Genomic DNA, 23,009 nt, shown 5'->3' with positions numbered 1-23,009 from the left:
GAGGCGCAAAGACCGATGAACCCGTTAATTATCAAATTAGGTGGCGTATTACTGGATAGCGAAGAGGCGCTGGAGCGCCTGTTCACCGCGCTGGTGACTTATCGTCAACAGCATCAGCGTCCGCTGGTTGTCGTGCATGGCGGCGGTTGTGTTGTGGACGACCTGATGAAGAAGCTGTCGTTGCCGGTGGTCAAGAAAAACGGCCTGCGCGTAACGCCGGCGGACCAAATCGACGTTATTACCGGCGCGCTGGCCGGTTCCGCCAATAAAACCCTGCTGGCCTGGGCGATTCGTCACGGTATCAATGCAGTCGGTTTGAGTCTGGCGGATGGTGGCAGCACCGTGGTCACGCAACTCAACGACGAACTGGGGCACGTGGGGAAAGCGGAAGCGGGTTCCCCGGCGCTGCTCAATACCTTGTTGAATGCCGGTTATCTGCCGGTCATCAGTTCCATCGGCATTACTGCTGGCGGTGAGTTGATGAACGTCAACGCCGATCAGGCTGCCACCGCGCTGGCGCAGACACTGGGTGCCGATCTGATCCTGCTGTCCGATGTTAGCGGTATTCTGGACGGCAAAGGTCAACGCATTGCGGAAATGACCGCCGGTAAAGCGGAAGAGCTGATTGAGCAGGGTATTATTACCGATGGCATGATCGTCAAGGTCAATGCGGCGCTGGACGCAGCGCGTGCGCTGGGTCGTCCGGTCGATATCGCCAGCTGGCGTCACGCCGAGCAGTTGCCGGCGTTGTTCAACGGCGTATCCATCGGCACCCGTATTCTGGCGTAATCCGCCAGCCTTCATCACGCTTTCTCCGGGCACAAACCGCCGGATAAACGCAGCAGTTCAACGGCGGGCCGGACAGGAGTCGGGTCCGCTTTTATCAGAGATACCGGGAGTGTAGTTATGGCTTTGTGGGGCGGACGGTTCACGCAGGCGGCAGATAGGCGTTTTAAACAATTCAACGATTCACTGCGGTTTGATTACCGTCTGGCAGAGCAGGACATCATCGGGTCCATCGGCTGGTCTAAGGCGCTGGTGACAGTAAACGTACTGAGTGCTCAGGAACAGCAGCAACTGGAGCAGGCGCTCAATGCGCTGCTGAAAGAGGTGCAGGCGGACCCAGACGCTATCCTGCAAAGCGACGCGGAAGATATCCACAGCTGGGTGGAGCAGAAACTGATCGAGAAAGTCGGCGATCTGGGCAAGAAACTGCACACCGGGCGCAGCCGTAACGATCAGGTAGCGACGGACCTGAAACTGTGGTGCAAGGCGCAGGTAAGCGAGCTGGCACAGGCGATTCGTCATCTGCGTGCGGCGTTGGTGGCTACCGCCGAAGCGAATCAGGATGCGGTGATGCCGGGCTATACCCATTTGCAGCGCGCACAGCCGGTGACCTTCGCTCACTGGTGCCTGGCTTACCATGAAATGCTCGCACGTGACGAGAGCCGTCTTGAGGATACGCTCAAGCGTCTGGACGTCAGCCCGCTGGGTTGCGGCGCGCTGGCAGGTACCGCGTATCCGATTGATCGTGAACAACTGGCTGGCTGGCTGGGCTTTGCGTCTGCCACCCGCAACAGTCTGGATACGGTATCTGATCGCGATCACGTGCTGGAACTGCTGTCTGATGCATCCATCGGCATGGTGCATCTGTCGCGCTTTGCCGAAGATTTGATTTTCTTCAACAGCGGCGAAGCGGCGTTTGTTGAACTGTCTGACCGCGTGACCTCCGGTTCTTCGTTGATGCCGCAGAAAAAGAACCCGGACGCACTGGAGCTGATTCGGGGCAAGTGTGGTCGGGTGCAGGGCGCGTTGGCAGGCATGTTGGTGACGCTGAAAGGCTTGCCGCTGGCGTACAACAAAGATATGCAGGAAGACAAGGAAGGGCTGTTCGACGCATTGGATACCTGGCACGACTGCCTGCTGATGGCGGCGCTGGTGCTGGAAGGCATCCAGGTTAAACGTCCGCGCTGTCAGGAAGCGGCCCAGCAGGGCTATGCCAACGCGACCGAACTGGCTGATTACCTGGTTGCCAAAGGTGTGCCGTTCCGTGAAGCGCACCACATTGTCGGCGAAGCAGTGGTGGAAGCGATTCGTCAGGGCAAAGCGCTGGAAGCACTGTCACTGGCGGATCTCAAACAGTTCAGCGCAGTCATCGAAGACGATGTCTATCCGGTGCTGTCGTTGCAGTCTTGTCTGGAAAAACGCGCTGCGCAGGGCGGTGTGTCGCCGCAGCAAGTGGCGTGCGCGATTGCCGATGCGAAGCGACGTCTGGCGTAATCCCGTTTATCGATATCAGAACCGGCCTGCGCGCCGGTTTTGTTTTTTCTGTCTTCTCCTTTTCTGTCTTCTTCTGTCTTCGATCTTCTGCTTTCTGATGTCGGCTCGCATTTTCTCGTTTGTCTGCGGCTTTTCCGGCCAATTTTTCACATAACCTCTGGACAGATATACAGCCTCATTTTACCTTGGCGGGCAGTGGTACAGATAACCTGGAGGCAATGTGGAGATCGCCTTGTTTTATGGCGTCAGCGGTGCCCTGATGGGTCTGTTGCTGGGCTGGTTGGTTGCCAGCTTGCTGCAACAGCGGCGTCAGGCACGGCATGACACCGAATTCCAGTTACAGCATCAGGCGTTGCAGCAGACGCGCCAGCAGTTGACTGAAACCCAGCAGGCGCGGCAGCACGACCAGCAGCGGCTGGAACAGCAGTCGCAGGAGTTGCGTACGCTGCATGGTCAACTGGCGGCAAGTGAGGAAAAATTACGGCAACTGGCGGAATTGCGTGAAGAGTGCGCCCAGCTCAATCAGGAACTGCGTGCCTTGCGTGAAGCCAACGGCGCACAGGAAGCGGAACTGCGCGAAGTGACCATCCGCCTTGAAGAAACCCGGCTGGCGGCGGAAGAAAAACAGCGGTTGTTGATGAATAGCGAACAGCGGTTATCCACCCAGTTTGAAAACCTCGCTAATCGCATCTTTGAACAGACCGGGCACAAAGTGGATCAGCAAAATCAGCAGAGCATGGAGAAGCTGCTGACGCCGTTACGTGAGCAACTGGATGGTTTTCGCCGTCAGGTACAGGAGAGTTTTGGCGCGGAATCGCGCGAGCGGCATACGCTGGCGCATGAAATCCGCAACCTGCAACAGCTCAACGCCCGTATGGCGCAGGAAGCCATCAACCTCACCAATGCATTGAAAGGTGATAACAAAACCCAGGGCAACTGGGGGGAAGTGGTGTTGAGCCGGGTACTCGAAAGCTCCGGATTGCGTGAAGGACATGAATATGACACCCAGGTCAGCGTACAGACGGGTAGCAACAGCCGCCTGCAACCGGATGTGATCGTCCGGCTGCCGCACGGCAAAGATGTGGTTATCGACGCTAAAATGTCGCTGGTGGCCTATGAGCGTTATTTCAACAGTGATGATGAGGTGGAACAGGCGGCGGCGCTGAATGAACATCTACTGTCTATCCGTAATCATATTCGGTTGCTGGGCAGTAAGGATTACCAGCAACTGCCGGGATTGCGTTCTCTCGACTATGTTCTGATGTTTATTCCCGTCGAACCAGCGTTTCTGGTGGCGATTGATCGCCAGCCGGATCTGATTACTGAGGCGCTACGCCACAATATTATGCTAGTCAGCCCCACGACTTTACTGGTAGCGTTACGGACGATTAACAATCTCTGGCGTTATGAGCAGCAAAGCCGTAATGCGCAGCTAATCGCCGAGCGGGCATCCCGGCTGTATGACAAACTGCGTTTGTTCGTTGACGATATGGCTGCGCTGGGACAAGGGCTGGACAGGGCGCAGGCCAGTTACCGTCAGGCGCTGAAAAAGTTAGCGTCTGGACGTGGCAACCTGATAGGCCAGGCTGAAGGGTTCCGTGCGCTGGGGGTGGAAATTAAACGACCAGTCAATGTGCCCATGATGCAGGATGAACCTGTGTTACCTGATGAGTTGCTCGCATTGTCGCAGAAAGAGCATGATGATATGGCTGAGCGCGACAAGAATGACCGGGATGATGTGCCGAATGGCACGGCGATATGATGTTGATCAGGTTCGGTGCACGGGGTGAAAAGAAGGGCGGTCGCTTTTGAGCGGGGTCTGTTAAACTCTCTACCCATTAAAACTCTCCACCCATTAATGGGTAACACGATCCTGAAGTTGAAAAAGCAGGCGGATAACATGGTAGACGATTCGGACAATACGACACATTTTGGATTTCGCACGGTGGCTAAAGGTGATAAAGAAGCCATGGTGGCAGATGTTTTTCACTCTGTGGCGGCCAAATATGACCTGATGAACGATCTGATGTCATTTGGCATTCACCGTATCTGGAAACGATTTACTATCGAGTGCAGTGGTGTGCGCCGTGGTCAGCGTGTGCTGGATCTGGCTGGCGGCACGGGCGATCTCACTGCCAAATTCTCTCGTCTGGTGGGAGATGAAGGTGAAGTGGTGTTGGCGGATATCAATGCCTCAATGCTGCAAGTCGGGCGTGAGAAACTGCGCAATCAAGGGGTGGTGGGTAATATCAGCTATGTGCAGGCCAATGCCGAAGCCTTGCCATTTCCGGAGAATTTTTTCGACTGTATTACCATATCATTCGGGCTGCGTAACGTGACCGAAAAAGAAAGGGCGCTACGCTCCATGTATCGGGTGCTGAAACCCGGTGGACGGCTGCTGGTGCTGGAGTTTTCGAAACCAACCATGAAAGCGCTGAGCAAGATCTACGATGCCTACTCCTTTCATATTTTGCCGCGCATTGGCGAAATGGTTGTCAGCGACGCCGGCAGTTACCGCTATCTGGCTGAATCTATTCGTATGCATCCGGATCAGGAGACGCTGAAAGGGATGATGGTAGACGCGGGTTTTGACAGTGTGGATTACTTCAATTTGACCAGCGGTATCGTAGCGCTGCATCGCGGATTTAAATTCTGAGTTGGATACTCCCATGTTGATAATGCCTGTGTTGACGGCGGCACTGGAAACAGCGCTCAACCAGCTTTTGTTCCGTGATCGGAGTATGAAAGCCGCCCGTCAACGTTTGCACGGAAAAACGTTGCGAGTTGACGTGGCGGAGCTGGATACGCCGCTGGTATTGGTTTTCTCCGAATATCGCCTTGATGTCGTGAGTCAGTGGTCGTCGCAACCGGATTGTCTGTTGCAGACCCGCCTGTCGGCGCTGATGAAGTTGCGTGACCGGCAGCAATTGTCTGCGCTGATGCGCAGCGGCGAGCTGGTGCTGGAAGGCGATATTCAGGTGGCTCAGCAGTTTGTCACCTTGCTGGACTTGGCCGAATTTGACCCCGCCGAGTGGCTATCGCCCTGGTTTGGCGATGTAGTGGCGGAAGGGCTAAGCCAGGCGGCAGGTAAGGTTGCCGGAACAGTGATGCGATCAGTATGCCGCCAGCAACAGGCATTATCGGAAACCGTGACCGAGGAGTGGCGTCTGACGCCGGGCAAGCTGGAAGGGCTATGGTTTGCCGATGAAGTGGACGTATTGGCGCAGTCGGTGGATACCTTAGCAGCCCGGCTGGCAAAACTGGAGGACTCGCCATGACGCCGGGAGAACTGTTGCGGTTGTACCGGATTATCGGGGTGTTGCTGAGTTATGGGCTGGATGAACTGATTCCGCGTATACCCTTGACTACGCCGTTGCGACTTTGGCGTTGTTTGTTGTTCTGGTTGCCCAATCGTCATAAAGACAAACCACTGGGTACACGCTTGCGGCTGGCGTTGCAGGAACTGGGTCCAGTGTGGATCAAGTTCGGCCAGATGATGTCCACTCGCCGTGATTTGTTTCCCCCCGCTATCGCCGACCAACTGGCAATGCTGCAGGATCAGGTTGAGCCGTTTGATGGTGAACTGGCCCGCCAGCAGATTGAAACCTCAATGGGGGGAAAGCTGGAGACCTGGTTTGATGATTTCGACGCGAAACCGTTGGCGTCGGCATCGATTGCTCAGGTGCATACCGCCAGACTGAAATCCACCGGCAAAGAAATCGTTATCAAGGTTATTCGCCCGGACATCCTGCCGGTTATTAAGGCGGACATGCGACTGATGCATCGCCTGGCTGGCTGGCTGCCGATTTTGCTGCCGGATGGGCGTCGTCTGCGGCCACGCGAAGTGGTACGCGACTACGAAAAAACGCTGCTGGATGAACTGAACCTGCTGCGTGAAGCTGCCAACGCCATCCAATTGCGGCGGAATTTTGAAAACAGCCCGATGTTGTACGTGCCGGAAGTGTACTCCGATTACTGTAATGAGCAGGTGCTGGTCATGGAGCGCATTTACGGTATCCCGGTATCGGATGTAGAGGCGTTAAAACGCCATGGCGTTAATATGCCGCTGTTGGCCGAGCGCGGAGTACAGGTCTTTTTCACTCAGGTGTTCCGCGACAGCTTTTTCCATGCGGATATGCATCCCGGCAATATCTTCGTCAGTTATGAACACCCGCAAGACCCGCAATATATCGGTATTGACTGCGGGATTGTCGGTTCGCTGAATAAAGACGATAAGCGCTATCTGGCGGAGAATTTTATCGCCTTTTTCAACCGCGATTACCGTCGTGTCGCCGAACTGCACGTGGACTCCGGCTGGGTGCCGCACGACACTAACGTAGAAGAGTTTGAATTCGCCATCCGCACCGTCTGTGAGCCAATATTTGAAAAGCCGTTAGCAGAAATTTCTTTCGGTCATGTATTATTGAACCTCTTTAATACGGCGCGTCGTTTCAATATGGAAGTTCAGCCCCAGTTGGTGCTACTTCAAAAGACGTTACTGTACATTGAAGGAGTAGGGCGCCAGCTCTACCCACAGTTGGATTTGTGGAAAACGGCCAAGCCTTTTCTGGAAAACTGGTTGAAAGATCAGGTTGGCTTGCCCGCCATGTTGCGTGCATTTAAAGAGAAAGCGCCGTTTTGGGCGGAAAAACTACCTGAGATTCCTGAATTGTTTTACGACGGTTTACGTCAGCACAAGATGCTGAAGCAAAATATGGAACTCTTAACCAGTGAATTGCGAACCCAGCGTATCCGCCATGGTCGAGCTCGTTATCTGCTGGGGGTTGGGGCTACATTGCTGCTGAGCGGGACGATACTGCTGGTGAGTCAGGTAGAGGCCGAGATCGTACCTTCAGGTCTTATCGCTGCTGGTTTTGTGGCCTGGATTATGGGCTGGCGTTGTACCCGTTGAACACGCGCCTTATCAGGAGCCTGCCGGTTCCTGATGAATGTGTCACATGAATTCCTTTTGAACAACGAGGTAGGCAGAGTATGGGCGGTATTAGTCTTCCAAGTTTGCTACTGATAGCTGTCATCGTGGTGTTGTTGTTTGGTACGGGCAAACTGAAGTCGCTCGGTGCCGATCTTGGTGCGTCTATCAAAGGCTTCAAAAAAGCCATGAGTGACGATCAACCCGCTGCCCACGACGACAAGCAGCAACAGGATGCTGACTTTGCGACCAAAGCCATTTCGGAGCAGAAGCCGCAGGCCAGTCAGGCAGAGAAAAGCCAGCATAAAGAGCAGGTGTAACCGGTGTTTGATATTGGGTTTAGTGAACTGTTATTGGTGATGGTGATTGGCCTGGTGGTGCTGGGACCTGAACGTCTGCCGGTAGCGGTAAGAACGGTGGCGGGGTGGATTCGTGCGCTGCGTACGTTGGCATCAACAGTGCAAAATGAGCTGGCGCAGGAGATGAAGCTGCAGGAATTGCAGGAAAGCCTGAAGAAAGTGGAACAGGCCAGCCAGTTGCAAAATTTGTCCCCGGAACTTAAAGCGTCGATGGATGAATTGAAAGAAGCTGCCGAAGCGATGAAGCGCCCACACAGCATCAAGCCAGATGGTCGTGATGTGGTGGAGCATGTGCCGCTTGCCGATCCTGAAGCCGCGCATGATGGTGTGCTGGAGGTTGAACGCAACGTGGCGCCGTCATCTCCGATCACTCCTGCTGCGGAACTGACAACGCGCGCCGATGCGGTGCCAACAGCGCCTGTGTCTGCAGATACGGCATCGGACAGTGCCGGTCATGTCGAAAGTAAGGTGAAACCTGGGCAGACGGCGTCATCTCCTTCTTCCCAATCTTCTGGTGATCGTTAATTTATGGCTGTTGATCAAACCCAACCGCTGATCAGCCATCTGATCGAACTGCGTAAACGGTTGTTAAATAGCATTATTAGTGTGCTGGCTGTGTTTCTGGTGCTGGTCTATTTTGCTAATGACATCTATCAGTTTGTCTCCGCGCCGCTTATCAAACAACTGCCAGCCGGTGCCAGTATGATTGCGACCGATGTGGCCTCGCCGTTTTTCACCCCGATAAAACTGACGTTGATTGTATCGGTCTTTTTATCTGCACCGCTGGTGCTGTATCAGGTTTGGGCGTTTGTCGCCCCTGCGTTGTATAAACATGAGCGGCGGCTGATGATGCCGTTGTTGGTATCCAGCAGTTTGTTGTTTTACATGGGGATGGCATTCGCCTACTTCATTGTCTTTCCGCTGGCGTTTGCCTTTTTCGCACAAACCGCCCCAAAAGGCGTGTTGATTGCCACCGATATCAACAACTACCTGGATTTCGTGATGGCGCTGTTTATGGCGTTTGGCGTGTCTTTTGAAGTTCCGGTAGCGATAGTGCTGCTATGCTGGAGCGGAGTTGTTACACCGGAAAGCCTCAAGCAAAAACGGCCTTATGTGTTGGTAGGGGCCTTTGTGGTCGGTATGCTGCTGACGCCGCCGGATGTGTTCTCCCAGACTTTGCTGGCGATTCCGATGTATTTGTTGTTTGAAGTCGGCGTGTTTTTCGCCCGGTTTTACGTTGGTAAGCGGCGGCGGCCAGAGCTGGAAGACGTGGATGACTCTGAACCGTCTTCCTGAATGGTCTTTCGCCGTGTAACGGCGGTTTTCTTGCTGTGACACCTCTTTCGGGAGGTGTTGTTTTTTGGGTTATCCGCTGAGGTAGCCGTGACGGATTTTTGGATATCTGCGCATGTTCGATATTGGCGTTAACCTGACCAGCCCTCAGTTCCGCTCAGATAACGAGCAGGTTGTCGCGCGTGCCCGTCAGGCTGGGGTGACGGGCCTGTTGTTGACGGGTACCAACGTTGAAGAGAGCGAGCAGGCCTGTCTGCTGGCTGCACAATATCCCGATTACTGCTGGGCGACCGCCGGCGTACATCCGCATGACGCCAGTGGCTGGAATGATGATACCGCTGCGCTGATTCACCAACTGGCAGCACGTGAGCAGGTGTTGGCGATAGGTGAGTGCGGGTTGGATTTCAACCGCAACTTTTCCACCCCACAGGAACAGGAGCTGGCATTCAGCGCACAGCTGGCGATTGCTGCTGAATGCTCGATGCCGGTCTTTTTGCACTGCCGCGATGCGCATGGGCGTTTTATGACGCTGTTGACGCCGTGGCTCGATAAACTGCCAACTGCGGTGTTGCACTGTTTTACTGGTTCAGGTGAGGAACTGGATGAGTGCCTGCGTGCCGGACTGATGATTGGCATCACCGGGTGGGTGTGTGATGAACGTCGTGGATTGGCGCTGCGTGCGTTATTACCCCAGATTCCGGATGAGCGGTTGCTGCTGGAAACCGATGCGCCCTATCTGTTACCCAGGGATTTACACCCTAAACCGGCATCCCGGCGTAACGAACCCTGTTTTCTGCCGCATATTGTCCGCCGGGTTGCGCTCTGGCGTGGTCAGGATGCCGAATGGCTTGGCAGAATTGTGGATGAAAATGCCCGTCGGATTTTCCGTCCGGGCCAGAAAGGAGAATAGTGATGAGTAATGTTTTTCCCGGTGCGTTTCCTGGTCGCCGTCTGCGACGTCTGCGTCGCCATGATTTCAGTCGTCGTTTGGTTGCGGAGCATCAGGTTACGGTCAACGACCTCATCTACCCAGTGTTTGTCATGGAAGGCAAGCATGGACGTCAGGAAGTGCCTTCCATGCCGGGCGTGTATCGTCTGACCATTGATGAATTGGTGCGGGAAGCAGAAGTAATCGCCAAATTGGGCATCCCGGTGTTGTCGTTGTTCCCGGTGATTGAAGCAGACAAAAAGTCGTTGCTGGCCGAAGAGGCTTACAACCCGGATGGACTGGTGCAGCGTACCGTGCGTGCCTTGAAAGATGCGGTGCCGGAGCTGGGGCTGCTGACCGATGTGGCGCTGGACCCTTACACGACCCACGGTCAGGACGGTGTTATCGACGAAGACGGCTATGTGGTCAATGACATTACCAAAGAGATCCTGGTGCGTCAGGCGCTGTCCCATGCGCAAGCCGGTGCTGAGATCGTCGCTCCCAGCGATATGATGGATGGCCGTATCGGTGCCATTCGCAATCAGTTGGAAGAGCAAGGGCTGGTTAACACGCAGATCATGGCGTATTCAGCCAAGTATGCGTCCTGTTACTATGGTCCGTTCCGTGATGCACTTGGTTCGTCAGGCAACCTGAAAGGCGGCAACAAGAAAACCTATCAGATGGATCCGGCCAACACCAATGAAGCATTGCAGGAGATCGCGCAGGATCTGCAGGAGGGGGCTGATATGGTAATGGTGAAACCGGGTATGCCGTATCTGGACGTGGTCCGTCGGGTGAAGGATACCTTTGGCGTACCGACCTTCGCTTATCAAGTGTCTGGCGAGTATGCGATGCAGATGGCGGCAATCCAGAATGGCTGGCTGCAGGAACAGCCGCTGGTGATGGAGTCGCTGCTGTGCTTCAAGCGTGCCGGGGCGGATGGCGTGCTGACCTATTTCGCCAGGCGCGTGGCTGAATGGCTGCGGGATGAGGCGTTGCGCCGCTGATGATAGCTACCGTCAGGGCTAAGCCCTGACGGTTTATGCTTTGCGAAACTGGCGGTTATCGATGCTTTGTCGCACTTGCTTATTCAGCAAGTTGAGCAACAACATTGAGCGTGCTTCACCATCCGGTTCGGTATAGATAGCTTGCAGACCGCTGAACACGCCTTCGGTAATGGTGACTTTGTCGCCGGGTTGCGGTGTTTCTGGGGCGATATGAGTGGCGTATTGGTGGTTGTGTAAATCGTCAATCACCTGTTGGGGTACTAACGCCGGCAGGTTGCCAAAACGCACAAAATGGCTCACGCCGCGTGTTGAGCTGATGGTAGTGGTGTGTATGTGCTCCGGGTCGAACTCGATGAACAGATAATTGGGAAACAGCGGTTCGCTGACCTCAGTGCGCTTCCCACGTACGATTTTCTCCAGTGCGATCATCGGACTCAGGCAGATCACTTCCTGACGCTCCAGATGTTCTTTTGCTCGTAACAGTTGACCGCGTTTGCAATAAAGTAAGTACCAGGCTCGCATAATTTCACTTTTCTGTGACTCTCACAGCGGGAGAGGATAGCAAAAGCGTTACACCTTACGGGATAAAAAAATTCCTAATTTCATAATGTGTTGACCTTTTGAGCGAATGCATAACACGCCAGAAATAGCGTGGGTGGAAAGCGACAGCATGACCAAGAGCCTTTATAATACCCCCCACCACTGACCTTTCTGATGATCAGCATGAAATACCGTGATTTACGTGAATTTCTCGCGCAGCTTGAAGCGAGAGGCGAACTCAAACGCATCCATCAGCCGATAGATCCTTACCTGGAAATGACGGAAATTGCCGATCGCACCTTGCGAGCTGGTGGCCCGGCTTTGCTGTTTGAAAATCCCAAGGGTTACGGTATGCCGGTGCTTTGCAACCTGTTCGGTACGCCTAAACGCGTGGCGCTGGGTATGGGACAGGAAGAGGTTAGCGCGTTGCGCGATGTTGGCCGCTTGCTGGCGTTCCTGAAAGAGCCGGAGCCGCCGCGTGGTTTCCGTGATCTGGTGGATAAACTGCCCAAATTTCGCCAGGTGCTGAATATGCCAACTAAGCGCCTTTCGAACGCGCCCTGTCAGGAACAGGTGTGGGAAGGCGACGATGTGGATCTGGGGCGGATTCCGATTATGCATTGCTGGCCGGGCGATGCGGCGCCGTTGGTTACCTGGGGGTTGACGGTGACGCGCGGGCCGTTTAAAGAGCGCCAGAATCTGGGGATTTATCGCCAGCAACTGATTGGCCGTAACAAGCTGATTATGCGCTGGTTGTCGCATCGAGGCGGGGCGTTGGATTTTCAGGAGTGGCGACAGCAGCACCCCGGTGAGCGTTTCCCGGTGGCGGTGGCGTTGGGTGCCGACCCGGCTACGATTCTGGGGGCGGTGACGCCGGTGCCGGATACTTTATCCGAATACGCTTTTGCAGGATTGCTGCGTGGTCATAAGACCGAAGTAGTCAAATGTCTCTCTTGCGATCTGGAGGTGCCGGCCAGTGCCGAAATCGTGCTGGAAGGGTATATCGACGCGGATGAAATGGCACCGGAAGGCCCTTATGGCGATCACACCGGTTATTACAACGAAGTTGACCATTTTCCGGTTTTTACCGTCACGCATGTTACCCAGCGACGTGACGCCATTTATCATTCCACTTACACCGGGCGTCCGCCTGATGAGCCGGCGGTGCTGGGTGTGGCGCTGAACGAAGTCTTCGTGCCGTTGCTGCAAAAGCAATTCCCGGAAATTGTCGATTTCTATCTGCCGCCAGAGGGCTGTTCTTATCGTCTGGCGGTGGTTACTATGAAAAAACAGTATGCCGGACATGCCAAACGAGTGATGATGGGCGTCTGGTCCTTTTTACGCCAGTTCATGTATACCAAATTCGTTATCGTCTGCGATGATGATATTAATGCCCGTGACTGGAAAGATGTGATTTGGGCGATCACTACGCGTATGGATCCGGCGCGTGATACGGTGCTGGTGGAGAATACGCCAATCGACTATCTGGATTTTGCCTCGCCGGTTTCCGGGCTTGGCTCCAAAATGGGGCTGGATGCGACCAATAAATGGCCGGGTGAAACGCAGCGTGAATGGGGTCATCCTATTACCAAAGATCCGTCGGTTGTTGCCCGCGTGGATGCCATGTGGGACGAATTAGCCATATTGAATGACAGCGGTAAGCCGCGCTGACGGTGCTTATCCTGTTCCCTGTTTTGCTTTGACCCGACAGAGGGATCGCATGACAACGTTGAGCTGTACAGTAACGTCGGTGGAAGCCATCACCGATACGGTTTACCGGGTGCGCTTATTGCCATCGGCACCTTTTTCCTTTCGCGCCGGGCAATATCTGATGGTGGTAATGAATGAGCGTGACAAACGCCCGTTCTCCATGGCCTCAACGCCTATTGAGCAAGGGTTTATCGAACTGCATATCGGGGCTTCTGAAATGAACCTGTATGCGATGGCGGTGATGGATCGTATTTTGAAGGAAAAGTCGCTGGTAGTGGATATTCCCCACGGTGAGGCCTGGTTGCGTGAAGACAGTGATCGACCGCTGATCCTGATAGCGGGCGGGACGGGATTCTCCTATGCGCGGTCTATTTTGTTGACAGTGCTGGCAAGCCAGCCGGAGCGCCAGGTTTCTCTGTACTGGGGGGGACGCGAGCTGCGCCATCTGTACGATCTGGGCGAGCTGCAAGCACTGGCGCAGGCACATCCTAACCTGAACGTGATCCCGGTAGTCGAACAGCCGGACGATCAATGGCATGGTCGTTCCGGTACGGTATTGAGTGCGGTACTGCAGGATTTCGGTTCGCTGGCATCGCACGATATTTACATCGCGGGTCGTTTCGAGATGGCAAAAATTGCCCGTGAGCGTTTTTGCAACGAACGTGGTGCGCAGATAGCACACATGTACAGCGACGCTTTTTCTTTTATCTGATCCTTTGCGTTTTGCCTCGCTATGGCCGGGTTTATGCCCGGCCATAATTTTGTTTTTTTAACATAAATTTCCCCCCCCCCTGTTTAGTATGCATCTAACGCTGTCATGCGCTGACTGTGGCTGTGCGACTGATGATAATGCAGGTCGTGAACCACACCTCAAAGCCTAAGTGCGTGCTGCCTTCGGTTTTTGACGTCAGGGCATTCATGACTGGTTTGATTACGATATGCAATAATATATTATATAAAAATATATATTATATGGATCGCAAGAAAAGGTAGCGTTATGGTGGCGGCAGAGTCGGAAATCACACAACGGATGATGCGTGAAGCCGCACAGGGTGCGGCAGATGTGTTGCGGGCACTGGCGAATGACGACCGGTTGATGCTGATGTGTTTTTTGAGTCAGGGCGAAGCATCAGTGGGACAGATGGAACAGGCGCTGGGCATTCGCCAACCGACACTGTCTCAGCAGCTTGGTGTAATGCGGCGCTTAAAGCTGGTAGCCACGCGACGTGAAGGCAAACAGATTTTCTACCGTATTGAGGACGCGCGCATCCTGTCGCTGCTCAATACGCTGTATGCATTGTATTGCCCTAAATAGTATTGCCATAAATAGTTATTGCCCCAAATTGTATTGTCCAAAATAGGCTTATTGCCTGGAACCAGCACAGGAGAGGTTATGCGTGTTGATATGGAAGCGTTTACGCCGTTAATGAGCCTGACGGGCGGCCTGGTGATCGGGCTTGCTGTAGTCATGCTGGCGGTATTTTCCGGGCGTATTGCCGGCATCAGCGGCATTCTCGGTGGTCTGTTGAGCCGAACGTCAACAGATAAAGCGTGGCGGCTGGCGTTTGTTCTGGGAATGCTTGCCGCGTTCTGGGTCTACCAACTAGCAGCACCGTTGCCAGACAGTACCATATCAACGCCGATGCCCTTGTTGGTCGTGTCTGGTTTGTTGGTGGGAATCGGTACCCGATATGGATCAGGTTGTACCAGCGGGCATGGCGTGTGTGGTTTATCGCGTTTCTCGCTGCGATCACTGGTGGCGACGCTGACTTTCATGGGGGCTGCATTTTTCACCGTGTGGGCGTTGGGTGAGCTACGCCTGAGCGTATTGCTGTGATGCACATGACGCACATTAAGGAGCGGAGATGAATAACCTGTTCTCTTTTCTATCCGGGCTGGTTTTTGGTCTCGGATTGCTGACAAGCGGCATGGCGAATCCGCAGAAAGTGCTCGGCTTTCTGGATATTACCCGTCAGTGGGACCCTTCGTTGGCGCTGGTGATGGGCGGTGCTTTGGTTGTTGGGATCTTCGGTTTTCGTATTGTCGCACGGATGTCAACGCCGCTTTGCGTGGCGTCGTTTTCCCTGCCGCTAAAAAAAGTGATCGATAAACCGCTGGTGGGCGGTAGCCTGTTGTTTGGCATCGGTTGGGGCATAGCCGGGATTTGCCCTGGCCCGGCGCTGGTATTGTTGTCATATGGCACCGCGAAAGGCTGGGTGTTCTTTGTTTCCATGCTTGCAGGTATGGTGCTGCATGAGTGGTGCTCCTCACGCCATCATGCACGCACTCCGGATGATGTTGCTGGGACCCGCCGGCGCAGTGGTTCCGGCGGGTGGTCGTTATACCCGTTCCAGCACTGTCGCAATGCCCTGACCCAAACCGATACACATGGTAGCCACGCCGAATTCCACATCCCGTTGCGCCATCAGATTAATGAGCGTGGTGATGATGCGTGCACCGGAACATCCCAGCGGGTGACCGAGCGCGATAGCTCCACCGTTTAGATTGACCTTGTCGTCCAGGCTGTCCATCAGTCCCAGCGCCTTGATACAGGGCAGCGTCTGGGCGGCAAACGCTTCATTCAGCTCAAACAGACCGATATCGCTCAGCGATAGCCCTGCACGCTGTAACGCTTTTTGGGTGGCGGGCACCGGGCCGTATCCCATTACTGACGGATCGCAGCCAACGGTCGCCATCGCGCGAACGCGTACCAGAGGCGTCAGCCCCAGCGCCCGTGCGCGGGATTCGCTCATTACCAGCAGCGCCGCTGCGCCGTCTGATAGCGCTGATGAGCTACCGGCAGTGACCGTGCCGTTGACCGGATCAAACGCCGGGCGTAGCGCTGCCAGCGCGTCGAGACGGGTGTCCGCCCTGACGACTTCGTCGTAGTCAAAGGGGTGTAGCGCGCCGTCGGCGTTATGACCAGTGGTGGGGATGATTTCACGGCGAAAAGCGCCAGACTGGGTTGCGGCCCAGGCGCGCTGGTGTGACCGGACGGCGAAAGCATCCTGCATCTCGCGGCTGATGTGGTGTTGGCGCGCCAGCAGTTCTGCCGTCAGCCCCATCATCGCCGCTGCTTTGGCGATGCTCTTGCCGAGTCCGGGGTGAAAATCGACGCCGTGGGTCATCGGCACATGTCCCATGTGCTCGACACCGCCGACCAGACACGCTCCGGCATCACCGACCATGATGGCGCGTGCCGCATCGTGCAGCGCCTGCATGGATGAGCCGCACAGGCGGTTAACGGTCACTGCGGGCACCGAATGGGGGATTTCCGCCAGCAATGCCGCGTTACGCGCCACATTGAAGCCTTGCTCCAGCGTTTGTTGCACGCAGCCCCAGTAGATATCGTCAATCTTGTCTGCTTCAAGCGCCGGGTTACGGCTCAACAGGCTGCGCATCAGGTGAGCAGACAGGGTTTCTGCCCGTACCTGACGAAACGCGCCGCCTTTGGAACGGCCCATCGGGGTGCGCACCGCATCAACAATCACTGCGTTTTCCATCGTCGTGCGTCCTTATGCAGGTTGGTGAAGAGAAAGAGTGGCGTGAGCGTCAACCGCCGGGTAATAACGCTGCTGGCTCTGCGCCATTTGCAGCAGACTTTCCGGTGTGGCGTAAAGCGGCCCCAGTGATGCCAGTGACTGGGCGATGTCCACATAGTGCCGACTGCCCAGTGTGTCTATATAGCGACAGGCTCCGCCATGGAATGGTGGAAAACCCAGACCATAAAGCAACGCCATGTCGGCTTCTGCCGGGGTGGCGACGATGCCCTCTTCCAGACAACGCGCGACTTCGTTGAGCATCGGTACCATCAGTCGATGGATAATCTCTTGCGCACTGAAGGTTCGCTTCGGCTCGCAAACTGCACCCAACAAGATATCGGTCTGCTCGTCCGGCTCCCGGCGTGGTTTGCCTTTGGCGTCTGGGGTGTAGCGGTAGAAGCCTGCGCCGCTTTTCTGACCGAAACGTTGATGCTCTACCAGCACATCGACCGCGTCACGATAGGTTTTTGCCATGCGTTGCGGAAAGCCTGCCGACATCACCGCCTGAGCATGGTGGGCGGTATCCAGCCCGACCACGTCCAGCAGATAAGCCGGTCCCATCGGCCAGCCGAACTGTTTCTCCATCACCGCATCCACGTCACGGAAATCCGCACCGTCACGCAGCAACAGGCTAAAGGCCGCGAGATAGGGAAACAGCACACGGTTGACGAAAAAACCTGGGCAGTCATTCACCACAATCGGGGTTTTGCCTATCTTGCTGGCGTAGGCCACTACACGGGCCAGCGTTTTCTCATCGGTCTGGGGTCCTCGGATCACTTCCACTAGTGGCATACGGTGCACGGGGTTGAAAAAATGCATCCCGCAGAAATGTTGTGGCCGCTGCAATGAGGCCGCTAATTGCCCGATGGGAATCGTCGAGGTATTGGAGACTATCAATGTCTGCTCACTGACGCAGGCTTCGATATCTGTCAGCACTCTGGCTTTTACCTGTGGATTTTCCACCACGGCTTCGATAATCAGGTCAGCCTGTTCAAGCCCGTGGTTGTTTAGTGTCGGGTGGATACGGGCTAGCACGCCGGCCATGGTCATGGCGTCCAGTTTGCCGCGTTCCAGTTGTGCGTTCAGTAGTTTGGCAGCTTCCTCCATCCCCAGTGTCAGGGCTTTTTCACTGATGTCTTTCATCCACACCGATACCCCTTTGCGTGCCGACTGGCAGGCAATGCCGCCGCCCATAATCCCAGCACCCAGCACCGCCGCACGAGCCGGCGGTGAGGCGTCGCCCGCCCATTTTTTTGCGGCGCTTTTTACGGCCTGCTCGTTCAGGAATACACCGACCAGTGCATATGCTGCCGTTGTTTGCGTCAGTGTGACAAAATTGTCGGTTTCTAGCTTCAATGCCGCGTCACGCTGTAATCCGGCGGCGGCTTCAATGGTTTTGAGCGCCATGATTGGGGCGGGGTAGTGACGGCCTGCCGCCTGTTGCACCAGCGCATTGGCGGTGGTAAAACTCATGGTCGCTTCGATACGGTTAAGCCGTAGCGGCGATTGTTTCTGACGGCGACGGGTACGCCAGTCTAGTTTTTCCTCTGCTGCCAGGCGCAACATATGCACGGCAGAAGACAACAGCTTGTCGCTGTTGGTAATCGCATCGACCAGTCCGACTTTCAGGGCCTCGTCGGCAGACAGGTCTTTACCGGCGGTAATGATTTCCAGCGCGTTGTCGGCCCCCAGCAGTCGCGGTAACCTAACTGTGCCGCCAAACCCCGGCATGATCCCCAGTTTGACTTCCGGCAGGCCGATGCGAACGTCGGGTGTTGCAAGACGGAAATCGGTTGCCAGCACGCACTCGCACCCTCCGCCCAGCGCATAGCCGTTGATGGCGGATAGCGTCGGCACCGGCAAATCCTCCAGTTGGCTAAAAATGGCGTTGGCACCGGTCAGCCACTGATGCAATGTTTCCTGCGGGGCGGCAAACAGCGACAGGAATTCGGTGATGTCCGCTCCGGCAATAAACGCGGGTTTGTCCGAGCGCAGCAGTAACGCCCGGAGTGAAGGTTGTTTTATCAGGTGATTCAGGGCTTCGCCAAGGCTAGCCACTGTGCGGGTATCCAGCTTGTTGACGCTGCCGGGGGCGGCAAAAACCAGCTCGGCAATGCCGTCTTCCAGCCAGTTGAGGTACAGCGTGTCGCCTTGATAGATCATGGTGTTCTCCACTGTTATCCGTGATCTGGTACGACCAGATGGTGAGGGAAATTGTGGGTTTGGTGTTAATGAAATGCAAACAATGCGTGAAATATTTGCCGGGAAGATCACAGGGTGTGCAACGCTGCCGTCATCAGGGCGCTGTGTTACACTGGAAAACAAGCTGTTATCAATGGGGATTATGATGGAAACGCTGGCTTCTTTTTATCATCAACATGTGGCGACTCTGCAGCAACGCACGCAGGCGGTTCTGGCGCGGCATAATCTGGATGCCTTATTGATCCACTCCGGTGAGTTGATGATGGCGTTTTTGGACGATCATGCCTATCCATTCAAGGTTAACCCGCAGTTCAAAGCCTGGTTGCCGGTGACGCAGGTGCCGAACTGCTGGCTGTGGGTGGATGGGGTCAATACGCCGAAGTTGTGGTTCTACTCCCCCGTTGATTACTGGCACAACGTGGCACCGGTGCCGGACAGTTTTTGGACCTCAGCGCTGGATATCCAGGTGCTGCGCAAAGCCGATGACATTGCTCAGCAATTGCCGGTTCAGCGTCAGCGGGTCGGCTATATCGGTTCTGCGCCGCAGCGGGCGCTGAATTTGGGGATTACGCCGGAGCACATCAACCCGCAAGGCGTGCTGGATTATCTGCATTACCACCGCGCCTACAAAACGGATTACGAACTGGCTTGTATGCGCGAAGCGCAGAAAACGGCGGTGGCTGGCCACCGTGCCGCCTACGACGCGTTCCAGTCCGGCATGAGCGAGTTTGATATTAATCTGGCGTACCTGACTGCTACCGGTCACCGCGATACCGATGTGCCTTATGGCAATATCGTCGCCCTCAACGAACATGCGGCGGTGCTGCATTACACCCAGTTGGAGCACCAGGTGCCAGGAGAAATGCGCAGCTTCCTGCTGGATGCCGGCGCGGAATATAACGGCTACGCAGCGGACATTACCCGCACTTATGCCGCGCAGCATGACAATGACTATGCGGCGTTGGTGAGCGACCTGAACCGCGAGCAACTGGCGCTGATAGATACGCTGAAGGTTGGCGTGCGTTATACCGACTACCATGTGCAGATGCATCACCGGGTGGCGTCGCTGCTTAAACATCATCAACTGGTGACCGGGCTTAGTGAGGAAGCGATGGTGGAACAGGGCGTGACCTCGCCGTTTCTGCCGCATGGTTTGGGCCATCCGCTCGGCTTGCAAGTGCATGACGTCGGCGGCTTCATGCAAGATGACACCGGAACGACGTTGCCTGCGCCATCAGCCCATCCCTACCTGCGCTGTACCCGGATTCTGGAGCCGCGTATGGTGCTGACTATCGAACCCGGTATCTACTTTATCGATTCTCTGCTTGAGCCTTGGCGTCAGGGCGAACTGCGCCAGCATTTCAACTGGCAGAAACTGGATGCGTTGCGCCCGTTCGGCGGTATTCGTATTGAAGACAATATTGTGGTGCATGACAAACGCATTGAAAACCTGACCCGTGCGCTTGACCTGGCCTGATGAAGTCATATCCGGTTCCTGCGTCGTCTGTCAGCGTTCATGAAGACATTAAAAAGAGCCGTTTCCTCACCCTGCTTGCTCCGGCCTGTGGGGTGGAAGCAGCCCGAAGCATGATTCAGCAGGCCCGCGAGCTGCATCCTTCGGCAGCACACCATTGCTGGGCGTATGTCGCGGGTGCGCCGGATGATTCGCAACAGCTCGGATTTTCTGATGATGGCGAGCCTTCGGGAACCGCAGGCAAGCCAATGCTGGCTCAATTGATGGGCAGCGGCATCGGCGAAGTCGTGGCGGTGGTGGTGCGTTATTATGGCGGCATTAGGCTTGGCACCGGTGGGCTGGTCAAAGCTTATGGCGGTGGCGTGCAGCAGGCGCTGAAACAACTGCCGGTGCAGCAGAAAGTAATGTATCAGATGTATCGATTGCAGTGTGATTATGCCCTGTTGCCGCAGGTGGAGAATGTGGTGCTGGCGTTACAGGGGCAAGTCGTTTCAGCGGAGTACGCCAGCGAGGTTTCGCTCCAGTTAGCGTTTCCGGTAACGGCAGTGGACGACGCGACGCGAAAGCTGCGCGATATTAGCCGCGGCGCGTTGCATTTGCAGACAATTTCACAATAATCCAGCGCGTAATCTTGAACCATTTAAGGAAGGCTCCCTGATGCACTTGCGTGCTATAACCCGCATTGTTGGACTGCTGGTCATTCTGTTTTCCGGCACCATGTTCATTCCCGGTATCGTCGCCTTGATCTACCGCGACGGTGCTGGTCGGGCATTTATCCAGACGTTCATTGTCGCGTTGGTTATGGGGCTATTGTTATGGCTGCCCAACCGCAAACATCGGCATGAACTGAAAGCCCGTGAAGGGTTTCTGATAGTGGTACTGTTCTGGACGGTGCTGGGTAGCGTTGGGGCGCTGCCTTTTCTGTTTGCCGAACGTCCTAACCTGTCGGTGACGGATGCTTTTTTTGAATCTTTTTCCGGCCTGACGACAACCGGTGCGACCACGCTGGTTGGGTTGGATTCGCTGCCGAAAGCCATTCTGTTTTATCGGCAGATGCTGCAATGGATGGGCGGCATGGGGATCATCGTACTGGCGGTGGCCATTCTGCCAATTCTGGGTGTCGGGGGGATGCAGCTTTATCGTGCCGAAATGCCGGGTCCGCTAAAGGATAATAAGATGCGTCCCCGCATTGCAGAAACCGCCAAAACCTTGTGGTTGATTTACGTATTGCTGACTGTGCTCTGTGCGTTGTCGCTATGGCTGGCCGGTATGTCGGTGTTTGATGCGATTAGCCACAGTTTTTCCACTATCGCCATTGGGGGGTTCTCAACGCATGACGCCAGCATCGGTTATTTCAACAGTCCTGCTATCAATACCATTATTGCGATATTTCTACTGATTTCCGGCTGTAATTTTGGTTTGCATTTTTCGGTGTTGAGTGGGCGTAGCCTACGGGTGTATTGGCGTGATCCCGAATTCCGTATGTTTATCTTTGTTCAGATGTCGCTGGTGGCGATTTGTACCCTCGTTTTGTGGGGGCATGGGGTATACAAAAATGGTATGGAAACCCTGAATCAGGCGTTCTTCCAGGTGGTTTCTATGGCGACTACCGCGGGATTCACTACTGACAGCATTGCTTCCTGGCCACTGTTTTTACCGGTATTGCTGTTGTGTTCCGCGTTTATTGGTGGGTGTGCAGGTTCAACCGGCGGTGGCCTGAAAGTAATTCGCATTTTATTACTATTCTTGCAGGGATCTCGTGAACTGAAGCGGCTGGTTCATCCGAATGCGGTATATACCATTAAACTTGGTCAGCGTGCGTTGCCGGAGCGGATATTGGAAGCCGTGTGGGGATTTTTCTCGGCTTATGCGCTGGTGTTTATCGTCAGTATGCTGGCAGTGATTGCAACGGGGGTAGACAATTTCTCCGCTTTTGCAGCCGTGGTTGCCACGCTGAACAATCTCGGTCCAGGGCTTGGGACGGTAGCTGACAATTTCACCTCTATGAATGATGCCGCCAAATGGATTCTGATTGTCACCATGTTGTTTGGTCGCTTGGAAGTGTTCACCATGCTGGTGTTATTTACTCCCACTTTTTGGCGGGAATAACGGATATAAGGGAACGTGCTATGAAAGCATTAATATTATTTTCCAGTCGGGATGGTCAAACACGGGCGATAGCGTCTTATATTGCCAATAATCTTAAAGGGACGATGGAGTGTGATGTCGTCAACATCTTGAGTGCCCATGAAGTTGAGCTTGATAAGTACGATAAAGTGATGATCGGCGCATCAGTGCGCTACGGGCATTTTCATCCGGCTTTGGAAAAATTCATCCGCCAGCATCTTGCTTTGCTGCAACAAAAACCCAGCGCTTTCTTCTCTGTCAACCTGACTGCTCGTAAACCAGAAAAGCGTTCACTGCAAACCAATGCATATACCCGTAAATTTCTGTTGCGTTCTCCCTGGCAGCCAGATTTAGGGGCGGTCTTTGCCGGTGCGTTGCGCTACCCTCGTTATAGCTGGTTTGACCGTGTCATGATTCAGTTAATTATGCACATGACGGGCGGTGAAACCGATAGTACGAAAGAGATTGAGTATACCGACTGGGAGCAAGTGGCGCGTTTTGCTCAATCTTTTGGTCAACTCACTCAGAAAAAGACAATGTAATGCAGCTTATGGGTTTGTGATGGTGAAAAAAAAGGCACTCAGAAGTTTTTTTGAAATTAGTGCTTGTCAGCGACG

Annotated in this window: 22 protein-coding genes and 1 pseudogene; 20 read left to right on the top strand and 3 right to left on the bottom strand. The window is 54.8% G+C overall.

What is annotated here, in order from left to right:
- The first annotated feature begins 15 nt into the window (after nucleotides 1–15).
- The 11 genes from argB to hemB all read left to right on the top strand — a co-directional run bounded on the left by argB (nucleotide 16) and on the right by hemB (nucleotide 10,797).
- On the top strand, nucleotides 16–789 hold the full coding sequence (gene argB, locus Dpoa2040_RS08870; protein WP_042873403.1) for an acetylglutamate kinase: 774 nt from the start codon (nucleotides 16–18) through the stop codon (nucleotides 787–789).
- Between the two features lie 117 nt (nucleotides 790–906).
- Complete coding sequence (gene argH, locus Dpoa2040_RS08865; protein WP_168641021.1) at nucleotides 907–2,280, top strand: argininosuccinate lyase; 1,374 nt, start codon at nucleotides 907–909, stop codon at nucleotides 2,278–2,280.
- Between the two features lie 220 nt (nucleotides 2,281–2,500).
- A complete protein-coding gene (rmuC, locus tag Dpoa2040_RS08860; protein ID WP_168641020.1) occupies nucleotides 2,501–4,042 on the top strand; it encodes a DNA recombination protein RmuC in 1,542 nt (513 codons plus the stop codon).
- 138 nt (nucleotides 4,043–4,180) lie between these two features.
- Nucleotides 4,181–4,936, top strand: coding sequence for a bifunctional demethylmenaquinone methyltransferase/2-methoxy-6-polyprenyl-1,4-benzoquinol methylase UbiE (ubiE, locus tag Dpoa2040_RS08855; RefSeq protein ID WP_168641019.1), 756 nt, complete (start codon nucleotides 4,181–4,183; stop codon nucleotides 4,934–4,936).
- Between the two features lie 13 nt (nucleotides 4,937–4,949).
- Nucleotides 4,950–5,558, top strand: a complete 609-nt coding sequence (locus tag Dpoa2040_RS08850) for an SCP2 domain-containing protein (RefSeq protein WP_042873395.1) — start codon at nucleotides 4,950–4,952, stop codon at nucleotides 5,556–5,558.
- The gene (gene ubiB, locus Dpoa2040_RS08845; protein WP_168641018.1) at nucleotides 5,555–7,192 is read left to right on the top strand and encodes a ubiquinone biosynthesis regulatory protein kinase UbiB; all 1,638 of its coding nucleotides are present in this window, start codon (nucleotides 5,555–5,557) and stop codon (nucleotides 7,190–7,192) included. The genes Dpoa2040_RS08850 and ubiB overlap by 4 nt, the downstream gene beginning before the upstream one ends.
- Nucleotides 7,193–7,272: 80 nt before the next feature.
- Nucleotides 7,273–7,530 (top strand): Sec-independent protein translocase subunit TatA, encoded by a 258-nt coding sequence (gene tatA / locus Dpoa2040_RS08840; RefSeq protein ID WP_042873390.1) that lies wholly within the window; start codon nucleotides 7,273–7,275, stop codon nucleotides 7,528–7,530.
- Between the two features lie 3 nt (nucleotides 7,531–7,533).
- A complete protein-coding gene (tatB, locus tag Dpoa2040_RS08835; protein WP_168641017.1) occupies nucleotides 7,534–8,094 on the top strand; it encodes a Sec-independent protein translocase protein TatB in 561 nt (186 codons plus the stop codon).
- A gap of 3 nt (nucleotides 8,095–8,097) precedes the next feature.
- Entirely contained in the window at nucleotides 8,098–8,865 is a 768-nt protein-coding gene (tatC, locus tag Dpoa2040_RS08830) for a Sec-independent protein translocase subunit TatC (protein ID WP_168641016.1), read from the top strand.
- A 112-nt stretch (nucleotides 8,866–8,977) separates the two neighbouring features.
- Nucleotides 8,978–9,772, top strand: a complete 795-nt coding sequence (tatD, locus tag Dpoa2040_RS08825; RefSeq protein ID WP_168641015.1) for a 3'-5' ssDNA/RNA exonuclease TatD — start codon at nucleotides 8,978–8,980, stop codon at nucleotides 9,770–9,772.
- A gap of 2 nt (nucleotides 9,773–9,774) precedes the next feature.
- Nucleotides 9,775–10,797, top strand: a complete 1,023-nt coding sequence (gene hemB / locus Dpoa2040_RS08820; protein WP_168641014.1) for a porphobilinogen synthase — start codon at nucleotides 9,775–9,777, stop codon at nucleotides 10,795–10,797.
- A gap of 33 nt (nucleotides 10,798–10,830) precedes the next feature.
- On the opposite strand, the gene rfaH is transcribed toward hemB, so the two are convergent.
- Nucleotides 10,831–11,319, bottom strand: a complete 489-nt coding sequence (gene rfaH, locus Dpoa2040_RS08815; RefSeq protein WP_168641013.1) for a transcription/translation regulatory transformer protein RfaH — start codon at nucleotides 11,317–11,319, stop codon at nucleotides 10,831–10,833.
- A 192-nt stretch (nucleotides 11,320–11,511) separates the two neighbouring features.
- On the opposite strand from rfaH, the gene ubiD reads away from it, so the two are divergent.
- The 5 genes and pseudogenes from ubiD to Dpoa2040_RS08790 form a co-directional block, all read left to right on the top strand.
- Nucleotides 11,512–13,008: a 4-hydroxy-3-polyprenylbenzoate decarboxylase gene (gene ubiD / locus Dpoa2040_RS08810; RefSeq protein WP_128569795.1), complete on the top strand. Its 1,497-nt coding sequence runs from the start codon at nucleotides 11,512–11,514 to the stop codon at nucleotides 13,006–13,008.
- Nucleotides 13,009–13,057: 49 nt separating this feature from the next.
- Complete coding sequence (fre, locus tag Dpoa2040_RS08805) at nucleotides 13,058–13,759, top strand: NAD(P)H-flavin reductase (RefSeq protein ID WP_042873375.1); 702 nt, start codon at nucleotides 13,058–13,060, stop codon at nucleotides 13,757–13,759.
- A 285-nt stretch (nucleotides 13,760–14,044) separates the two neighbouring features.
- On the top strand, nucleotides 14,045–14,362 hold the full coding sequence (locus Dpoa2040_RS08800; RefSeq protein ID WP_168641012.1) for a metalloregulator ArsR/SmtB family transcription factor: 318 nt from the start codon (nucleotides 14,045–14,047) through the stop codon (nucleotides 14,360–14,362).
- Nucleotides 14,363–14,440: 78 nt separating this feature from the next.
- Nucleotides 14,441–14,884: a YeeE/YedE family protein gene (locus Dpoa2040_RS08795; RefSeq protein ID WP_042873373.1), complete on the top strand. Its 444-nt coding sequence runs from the start codon at nucleotides 14,441–14,443 to the stop codon at nucleotides 14,882–14,884.
- A 28-nt stretch (nucleotides 14,885–14,912) separates the two neighbouring features.
- Nucleotides 14,913–15,320, top strand: a pseudogene (locus Dpoa2040_RS08790) (DUF6691 family protein); the annotation flags it as partial.
- A gap of 66 nt (nucleotides 15,321–15,386) precedes the next feature.
- Here the strand turns inward: Dpoa2040_RS08790 and fadA are convergent.
- Nucleotides 15,387–16,550, bottom strand: a complete 1,164-nt coding sequence (gene fadA / locus Dpoa2040_RS08785; protein ID WP_168641011.1) for an acetyl-CoA C-acyltransferase FadA — start codon at nucleotides 16,548–16,550, stop codon at nucleotides 15,387–15,389.
- 12 nt (nucleotides 16,551–16,562) lie between these two features.
- A complete protein-coding gene (fadB, locus tag Dpoa2040_RS08780) occupies nucleotides 16,563–18,752 on the bottom strand; it encodes a fatty acid oxidation complex subunit alpha FadB (RefSeq protein ID WP_168641010.1) in 2,190 nt (729 codons plus the stop codon).
- 184 nt (nucleotides 18,753–18,936) lie between these two features.
- Between fadB and pepQ the strand changes: the two genes are divergently transcribed.
- Genes pepQ through hemG form a run of 4 tightly spaced genes read left to right on the top strand, consistent with a single transcriptional unit; the run spans nucleotide 18,937 to nucleotide 22,934 of the window.
- On the top strand, nucleotides 18,937–20,268 hold the full coding sequence (gene pepQ, locus Dpoa2040_RS08775) for a Xaa-Pro dipeptidase (RefSeq protein WP_168641039.1): 1,332 nt from the start codon (nucleotides 18,937–18,939) through the stop codon (nucleotides 20,266–20,268).
- Nucleotides 20,268–20,882: an IMPACT family protein gene (locus tag Dpoa2040_RS08770; protein WP_168641009.1), complete on the top strand. Its 615-nt coding sequence runs from the start codon at nucleotides 20,268–20,270 to the stop codon at nucleotides 20,880–20,882. The genes pepQ and Dpoa2040_RS08770 overlap by 1 nt, the downstream gene beginning before the upstream one ends.
- 40 nt (nucleotides 20,883–20,922) lie before the next feature.
- On the top strand, nucleotides 20,923–22,374 hold the full coding sequence (gene trkH / locus Dpoa2040_RS08765) for a Trk system potassium transporter TrkH (RefSeq protein ID WP_042873364.1): 1,452 nt from the start codon (nucleotides 20,923–20,925) through the stop codon (nucleotides 22,372–22,374).
- A 20-nt stretch (nucleotides 22,375–22,394) separates the two neighbouring features.
- Nucleotides 22,395–22,934, top strand: coding sequence for a menaquinone-dependent protoporphyrinogen IX dehydrogenase (hemG, locus tag Dpoa2040_RS08760; protein ID WP_168641008.1), 540 nt, complete (start codon nucleotides 22,395–22,397; stop codon nucleotides 22,932–22,934).
- Nucleotides 22,935–23,009 lie beyond the last annotated feature (75 nt).

The organism is Dickeya sp. CFBP 2040, assembly GCF_012273755.1.
Taxonomy (GTDB): domain Bacteria; phylum Pseudomonadota; class Gammaproteobacteria; order Enterobacterales; family Enterobacteriaceae; genus Dickeya; species Dickeya poaceiphila.
The sequence above is the reverse complement of the archived record's forward strand: the minus strand, read 5'-3'. Positions and strand labels throughout refer to the sequence as shown.